General features: G+C 40.3%; 7 protein-coding genes. 2 read left to right on the top strand and 5 right to left on the bottom strand.

Annotated features, from left to right (window positions below; genetic code table 11):
- The 3 genes from RT422_RS12000 to RT422_RS12010 all read right to left on the bottom strand — a co-directional run.
- The coding region (locus tag RT422_RS12000) for a hypothetical protein (RefSeq protein ID WP_313422504.1) at positions 1-205 on the bottom strand (205 nt) is incomplete at its 3' end.
- 133 nt (positions 206-338) lie between these two features.
- Positions 339-1,295, bottom strand: coding sequence for a replication initiation protein RepM (gene repM, locus RT422_RS12005; RefSeq protein ID WP_284035345.1), 957 nt, complete (start codon positions 1,293-1,295; stop codon positions 339-341).
- Between the two features lie 290 nt (positions 1,296-1,585).
- Positions 1,586-2,089 carry a hypothetical protein gene (locus tag RT422_RS12010; protein ID WP_284035346.1) on the bottom strand — a complete coding sequence of 168 codons (504 nt, stop codon included), beginning with the start codon at positions 2,087-2,089 and terminating at the stop codon, positions 1,586-1,588.
- Positions 2,090-2,404: 315 nt separating this feature from the next.
- Here RT422_RS12010 and RT422_RS12015 point away from each other — a divergent pair, with 315 nt between their 5' ends.
- Positions 2,405-2,716 (top strand): MobC family plasmid mobilization relaxosome protein, encoded by a 312-nt coding sequence (locus RT422_RS12015; RefSeq protein WP_284035347.1) that lies wholly within the window; start codon positions 2,405-2,407, stop codon positions 2,714-2,716.
- Between the two features lie 12 nt (positions 2,717-2,728).
- On the top strand, positions 2,729-3,763 hold the full coding sequence (locus tag RT422_RS12020) for a relaxase/mobilization nuclease domain-containing protein (protein WP_284035348.1): 1,035 nt from the start codon (positions 2,729-2,731) through the stop codon (positions 3,761-3,763).
- 176 nt (positions 3,764-3,939) lie between these two features.
- Here the strand turns inward: RT422_RS12020 and RT422_RS12025 are convergent, their stop codons facing one another.
- Both RT422_RS12025 and RT422_RS12030 read right to left on the bottom strand, forming a co-directional pair.
- Complete coding sequence (locus RT422_RS12025; protein WP_313422507.1) at positions 3,940-5,349, bottom strand: surface lipoprotein assembly modifier; 1,410 nt, start codon at positions 5,347-5,349, stop codon at positions 3,940-3,942.
- Positions 5,350-5,432: 83 nt separating this feature from the next.
- A partial coding sequence (locus RT422_RS12030; RefSeq protein WP_313422509.1) for a factor H binding protein domain-containing protein occupies positions 5,433-7,445 on the bottom strand: 2,013 nt, incomplete at its 5' end.

Genomic DNA, 7,445 nt, shown 5'->3' on the forward strand with positions numbered 1-7,445 from the left:
CATCGGTCAATCCTGCGGCTTTGGCTTTAGCAACCAAGGCAACACGGTTGGCTTCAATGGCAGCAGCTTTTTCAGCATCTGTACTTGATGAGTTTGGAATAGGTGTAGGTTTTATAGAATTATTATTATGATTATTACTACTACACGCAGCTATGCTTAGTGATAAAAGAGTAAAAGCACCAATTTTAGGTAAACGAGAAAGCATTTTAAGAATCCAAATTAAATATTATTGAAGTTTCAATTAATTAGATATAATCAACTATATTTCATTATTGTATCTAAATATTTATTTTTGTCTATAAATTTTTCTATTGTATTTCTGTACTGGTAAACTAAAATCAGACAGGATCTAAGAGGTTTTTAAATCCCACCTTCTGCAAAAAAGGTAAGTAAACCTTTTGCTTGTCGTTATTCAATAAATCCTTAGCGATTTGTTCGGCAAAGGCATCATAACTGGTATTCGCTTGCCCTTTCGCCAAATGAGAGGCTTCAGGTAGTCGAGAAATTTTGTTAGCAAAAGCAAATCTCTGTTTATCTGTCATCGTCACAAACAAATCAAGCGTATTGGGGTCACGATCGGCTTTGTCCGCTTTAGCAGTTTTGGCTTTGGTGGTTTTAAACTTAAAGGTAAAGCCTGTAATGGTACGACCTTGTTTGTGCTGGTCGTAACTGACGGTAATATCGGTATTAGCATTAATTTCTCTGACTGCTAAGTCTAAAACCCTATTTTTAAAATTACTCATTAAAATATATTCATCAGGCAACAAACCAAAGCGAAAGCGCAACTCATCTAAGGTAATGGTCAGTGTTTTACTGGCTTTAAAGCGAATCAAGCACTCATACAACCGCATGGCATAGCGACTTCGTAGATGTGCCACTTGCTCAATCTCATAACTGGTAAAGTTACGTTCCAACTCAACGAGCATGGGAATAATGGCATTGGCAAACATAAATTTCACTGTCGCTTCATTTTCGATATAAACCGCAGATTGGGTAAAGCGTTCATAACGCACAACCACATTGCCTTTAGAATTGATATAGTGATAGCCCCATTCAGCTTGATATAAACCCATTACCGCTTTTTTAAGGCTCTTATACCCTGCATCCCTATCAACACCAAACGCATTCATGTAATCACTAGCATGGATGACCAATTCTTTATCTTTTAATTCTTCAACTTTATCACCAACTTCACGAGCCTTTAAAATTGCCAATAAAATTAAACGTTGCTCAACTTCACTCAATTTGTGACTAGCTTCGATTAACGCATTGTCTTTAACCACTAAATTTCCCATGCTAAAACATCCTTATAAATATAAATACATCTTAATATTTTTAATTTATAAATACAAAATATATTTCTGTATTTATATTGCCGACCAAACGTATTTATATTGCCGACCAAACGTATTTATATTGCCGACCAAACGTATTTATATTGCCGACCAAACGTATTTATATAACGCTAAAAACCCTTAACCCTAGCGGCTTTCCGACCCCCTATAAAACTATAAAACTATAAAACTATAAAAAAGAGATTTTTTATTTTTAAAAATTAAAAGCTAAAAAATAGCAATTTTGAACATCACTTTTCAGTCTTATCATCAATATTCCAACCCAGTTTTAAATCATACACAAAAGCCTCAATAAACCGATTTAGCATCTTTTTATAAACTTTCTTATTCTCTTGAATCAAAGACAACATAAACTCACATTCTTGGTGATTTTGCTCAACCTTAGCATTACCATACGGAGCACCACTAAAACACGTCAAATGACCCCGATTCACATTCATACCTAGAATCTGCATAATTTTCATCGCACGATAACTATTCATCATCTCAAAGAACTGATCATTAAAATGCGGTAGCTCATCAAAATCTCTCACCAACTGGAGGCGATAGTTATACGGCAAATGCTTAAAATGATAATACCGCAGAAACTCGGACGTATTCGCACGAGCATTCAAGCATCTTAAGAAAAAAATCACCCCCTTGGTCTTAGCTTTTCGTACTTCATTAGAACGACTAGCCCCTTTCGACTGACCAACCTTCACGGACTTAACTGCCTTTACATCACCAGATTCCATAACTATATCTCCAAAATATACCAACTACAGACACTTAGAAAATCTATCTACAAACACCTAACATAACTCACTACAAACGCTTCAACTATACCCTATACACACACTCCATTCAAACTAACTACATACACCTCATTTCAATCTAATAAAGCCAGTACACACTAATACCCCTTTTTATGCTATCGCTAAAATGTGGTATAGTGATACTGGCTTGGGGACACCCCAAGACCCCGAACAATCCCAACGAGTCAGACCGCCAAAAGGGCATCTGTCTGACTACGTTGGGCTTGTAACAACTGACCCAATAAGAGAACTGCCATGCCCAAAATCAAAGGCACAAAACGCACCCTAGAGGTCAAAATACGTCTAACCGAAACTGAATGGAACGAACTACAACAACGTAAAACCAAAAGTCTAGCAGGGTGGCTTCGAGACTTAGGGTTGGGCGCTGTACCGATTCGCCAGGCTGACCCTGATCTCATCCGCCACCTTGCTCGCATTGGTAGTAATCTGAATCAAATCGCCAGGCACGCCAATACCGAAAAACAGCTAGACATCCAAGTATTGCAGGAATTGGTTAAAGCCAATGCCTTGCTTGACCAACTTGTCGCCCAATCGGAACAGGATTAAAGGGGAATTGGTATGCTGTTGAAAATTTTTAGCCGAGGCAAAGGCTCAGGTAATGCCCCTATCAATTATCTGCTGGGTAACGATTATATGAGTGAAGGTCAATTAAGAGCTGGGGCAAGGATATTCAGTGGTAACCCTGTGGTAACTCAAGCGATGATTAACAGCAGTAACTTTGCTCGAAGATATACCGCAGGGGTGTTATCGTTTGAAGAAGCCCCTGATGCGATTAGTGAGGCAGATAAACAGGCAATCATTCAAGACTTTGAGAAAGCCATGTTTGCAGGAATGGCACATGATAGGTATAACGTACTTTGGGTCGAGCATACTGACAAGAAAGACCCTAAAACAGGCAAACCACGCCTAGAGTTAAACTTTCTGATACCCAATACTGAACTTTACACAGGTAAACGGTTGCAACCTTACTATCATGGTCAAGATGCCAAGTATTTTCGAGCCTGGCAAACACTGACCAATAATCGCTTTAAATTAAGCGATCCTGACGATGTAAGCCATGCTAGGCTAATAAACCCTTATGACAGCAACCAAAGCCCTAAAATGAGCTATAAGAGCCTTAAAACGCAAATCGAAGCATACCTACGCTTTAAACTCATGAGTGGCAAACTCAAAAAGCGTGAGGATGTTATCAAAGAGCTGGAGGCGATGCCTGAGATTGGGCTAACGGTCACACGGCAAAGTACCAAATTTATCAGCGTGACCCCTGCCAATGCGCAAAAACCGATACGATTGAAAGGCTTTGTGTTTGATGAAGGCTTTGACTTTACCAATTATCAAGCCAAACAAATTGCCGACCCTAGCAACACCACAACCCCCAATGCCAAAAAAGAGACCATTGCCTCCAAAAATGAGCGAACCAAACAAGCCCAAGCTGACTTCAAAGGCATTTATGCCCACAAAGCCGAGCAACACGCTAAAAAGTATCACATTGGAGCAGATGAGATGGATTGGGTTGCAAAACCGATAGATATTAAGCCTAAACCGCCTGAGCCTGAAAAACCGAAGTATTCCTCGCCAAGACCAAGGTATTAAATTGTGAACTTAGATACTTATTTAATATTCAAAAATATAAAACTGTAAATTATAGCTTTTTGAATAAACTGCCATTTTCTGGAAAATAACAAAATTATTTAAATTCCAGTAACTTAAATTCAATATAAAATACTTAACGTACTATTTTTTCCGAATTCTGTGCTGACCTTATTTAATTAAAAATTCTTATCAAAAGAGATAAACCAATTATTATTTTGGCGGTCATATAAATCTAAATTACTCGCAATTTTTTGATAGCTATAGTTTAACTTTGGTTTAAATCCATGCCATTGTAATTTTTTATGCGACAAGCTGGCATTGAACTGATATTCGTCATCATGGCGTTTTTTGTTATACCAGAAATTATCTGCCCAAAAATCTCGCTTGGCATAGCGCATACTGCCACGCCAGACAAGTTGTTCAGTAGAATACACGCCACCTAATCGAATACCTTTTCGGTTCGAAGATTCTGCTTCATCAGATAAGTCATCGCGCATATAGTCAGCCCCACCATACACTAACCAATTTGGCTTTGGTTGATACAATACAAGCCCAGCAATACTGTTGCTATGACCATTATAACGATCGGCGATACTGCTATCTTGATAGCGTTTTTGAATATGCCCAACATTGCCTGAGAGTTGCCATTGTTGATTAAGCTGACGATTATATTCAAGGGTGGCGCCATAGTTTTGGTTGTAGCGATCGCCACCTAACCAGTTTTGTTCAAACAGTGGAATAATACCCCATGATTGGTGAATATCCTTATAGCGGTAGCCTAAATTGGCTCTTGCGGTGATCTCGCTATAGTCATGGTTATCCCAATAATCGACGCCATCGACCTCGAAGTTGCTATATAAATAATGATTACTGCTTAAGTTTAGTTCACGTGATGCACCCAACGTATAGTCGATACCGTGTGCCGACTGAGGTAAGGAATCGCCGCTACGGACAAAAGTGGCATTACCCAATCTAATTTCTTTGAGATCGGAAGCCTGATTGACGTTATCGGTGGATTCATAACTTAAATTTAGGCTCGGTTGCCAACGTTGTGCCTTTTGCATGTTGGCTAGAATTTGATCGACTAATCGCTGTAGTGGCAGGGCTAAATGCGGTTGAGCAAGCTCTAATTCAGTCTTGGCAGCTTGATATTGTTTGTCTTCAAACAGCATCATGGCTAAGTCAAAACGTGGGTAATGCAAATCCGGTTGCCGTGCTAAAATCTGACGGTATAAAGCAATTGCTTGTTTTTGTTTGCCCTGATGGCGATACAGTGCGCCCAAACCATAGTCATAAAGGGTTTGGTCTTTGTCAGCCACCTGTTGGTATTGCTTGAGCAGTTGTTCTAGTTGTACCCAGTCTTTGCCCATGATGGCGGCGTTGATACGTGTTTCCAGAGTGTTATCTGATGCAACCGGTGCGACGGTCGGGGTGGCGATTTTGGGCTGGTTCAGCAGTAAATCCGGTTTGACTTGGGGGTCTTTGTCAAAAAACACCGTCGGGTCGGGGGTGGTGGTGATATCGGCAAAGGCGGGTGTGGTGAGCGTAGCGAGTAGGCTATAGACTAAGAGGTGCTTTGTATTCATGAATAAGATACCGTCAGATATGATAAACCGTCTGAACTAGTGGACTAATTCAGACGGCTATAAAGGGTTTTTAGATGGGTGGGTTATTTGGTAATGTCGCCGCGTGTTGCGCCTAAACCAAAGTTACCCCAAGTACTATTCATTTTCAAAGTACCACTAATTTCTTGGGCTTCTGGACCAAAGAAACCAATTTCATAATTTCCTGATATTCCGTTAAGTCCTTTGGCTGAACTGCTTATCCCCATGACCTCATTACCTAATAAGTTCATTTTAGTGATACTGCCTTCATTAAGAGTTACTTTTCCACCCAAGTGGTCAGTTGAGTATCCTTTGATTGCATACCCTGAACCAGTACGTTTTGTAAAATCAACATTATAGGTTAAATCCATGTCGTATATATTCTGCCAACGTTCATGAGAGGCTTTACCTGTATAAGTTGCTCTACCTTCAGATGGTAGCATGGCTGATTGGGTAACCAATCCTGTCAAATCAAAGCTAATACTACTGGTAGGCTGAGTAACATCGTCTTTAACATATTTATAAATATTTGTACCAATAACCATAGAATATGGCTGAGCATATATACTTCGATCACCCTGACGAATTGTTACAGCTCCCTGAGAATTAACTGTATTTTCATCAATGTTCTTTATTGCTGAGCCATTTAGGCTAGCATATGAATTATCCAATTCACTCTGTTTCGCTAAAGTCTGCTTCATTTCAAGTGCTTGCGCTTTTGCTTCTGTTTCCAAACCAGCCTTCAAATTAGCTTCAGCAGTATCTAAGTTAGCTTTAGCATAGGTTTGTGCATGACTATCAGTTAAACCGATAGTAGTACCCTGTGCAACTAACTTAGCTAAGTCATCAGTTTGGGTTTGCAATGCTGCTTTTAACGCATCAGCGGCATTATCTTTACCAACATAGGCATCAGCATAAGCTTGGGCACGTGTGACAGATAAACCTGCATCAGTTGCGACCTTTTTCAAGGTAGCATTAGCATCTTTTTGACCTGCAAAGCCGATTTCTTTTTGACCAATCGTGGCTTTACCTGCCACTTCATCAGCCTGTGGACCGAACAGACCCAGCGTATAGGAGCCTGCTGCATTCGCTTGCGCACTACCACTTACACCAGTAACTGATTTGCCATTGAGATTGACTTTAGTCAGATTAGCTTCTTTTAATTTAATATCACCAAATTCATTTAAGCCTTGAATATCGCCTGAACCTTTGCGCTTATCAAAATCAATCAGATAATTTAACTTGCCATTATCAGATGCAGCTGAGAATGCACCGCCGGTGTATACGGCTTTACCAGTAGTTGGTATATTTTGGTCAAGAGTAGCTAGACCAGCGACTTTATCAATCTTAAACGTACTCGAAGTCGATGAGTTAGAGCTACTATAATTATCTGTAGTTGTACTGATTGTACCCTTACCTACCACTACCGAATAAGGTTGATTATAGGTCTTATCAACCGATTTCTCGGTTTTAGTGTAACTTGTGTAGGTTGTACCATAAGGCGTGGTAATTTGCCCATAACCTGCTTCTTGTGAGGTAACTTTCGTGTCATTGGTTAAGCCACTACCTGTATAATTACCACCCTTATCCGCAACTACCGCATTAGCCACAGCAGCAGTCAATGCACCAGCCACATCACCATCTGCCGTATTGACATTACTATCCGCAAATGCTTTAGCGCGATCAGCATTTAAGCCAGCAGTTTGCGCTTTAGCAGTCAAGTCAGCTTTTTTATCAGCAATGCGCTTGTTTTCCGCCACGATACCATCAAGGGCAGTTTGTGCAGCTTCTACGCTAGCTTCTTTATTAGCTGCTGCATAGGCATTAGCTTGGGCGTCAGTTAATCCTGCGGCTTTGGCTTTAGCAACCAAGGCAACACGGTTGGCTTCGATCTTCGCTAAACGTTCTGCTTCGGCTTTTTCGGCGGCAGCTTTTTCAGCGGCTAATTTTTCAGCAACTAAATTATCTAATGCCTTTTGAGCAGCAGCAGCGGTTGCTTCTTTGTTAGCTGCTGCATAGGCATTAGCTTGGGCGTCAGTTAATCCTGCGGCTTTGGCTTTAGCAACCAAGGCAACACG

It is taken from the genome of Moraxella sp. CTOTU49803 (genome assembly GCF_032097965.1).
In the GTDB taxonomy this organism is placed as follows: Bacteria; Pseudomonadota; Gammaproteobacteria; order Pseudomonadales; family Moraxellaceae; genus Faucicola; species Faucicola tetraodonis.

Excerpts from the sequence above, each read along its gene's own strand:
- RT422_RS12020 (WP_284035348.1), top strand. The coding sequence starts at position 2,729 with ATGCTGTTGAAAATTTTTAGCCGAGGCAAAGGCTCAGGTAATGCCCCT.
- RT422_RS12025 (WP_313422507.1), bottom strand. The coding sequence starts at position 5,349 with ATGAATACAAAGCACCTCTTAGTCTATAGCCTACTCGCTACGCTCACC.
- RT422_RS12010 (WP_284035346.1), bottom strand. The coding sequence starts at position 2,089 with ATGGAATCTGGTGATGTAAAGGCAGTTAAGTCCGTGAAGGTTGGTCAG.
- repM (WP_284035345.1), bottom strand. The coding sequence starts at position 1,295 with ATGGGAAATTTAGTGGTTAAAGACAATGCGTTAATCGAAGCTAGTCAC.
- RT422_RS12015 (WP_284035347.1), top strand. The coding sequence starts at position 2,405 with ATGCCCAAAATCAAAGGCACAAAACGCACCCTAGAGGTCAAAATACGT.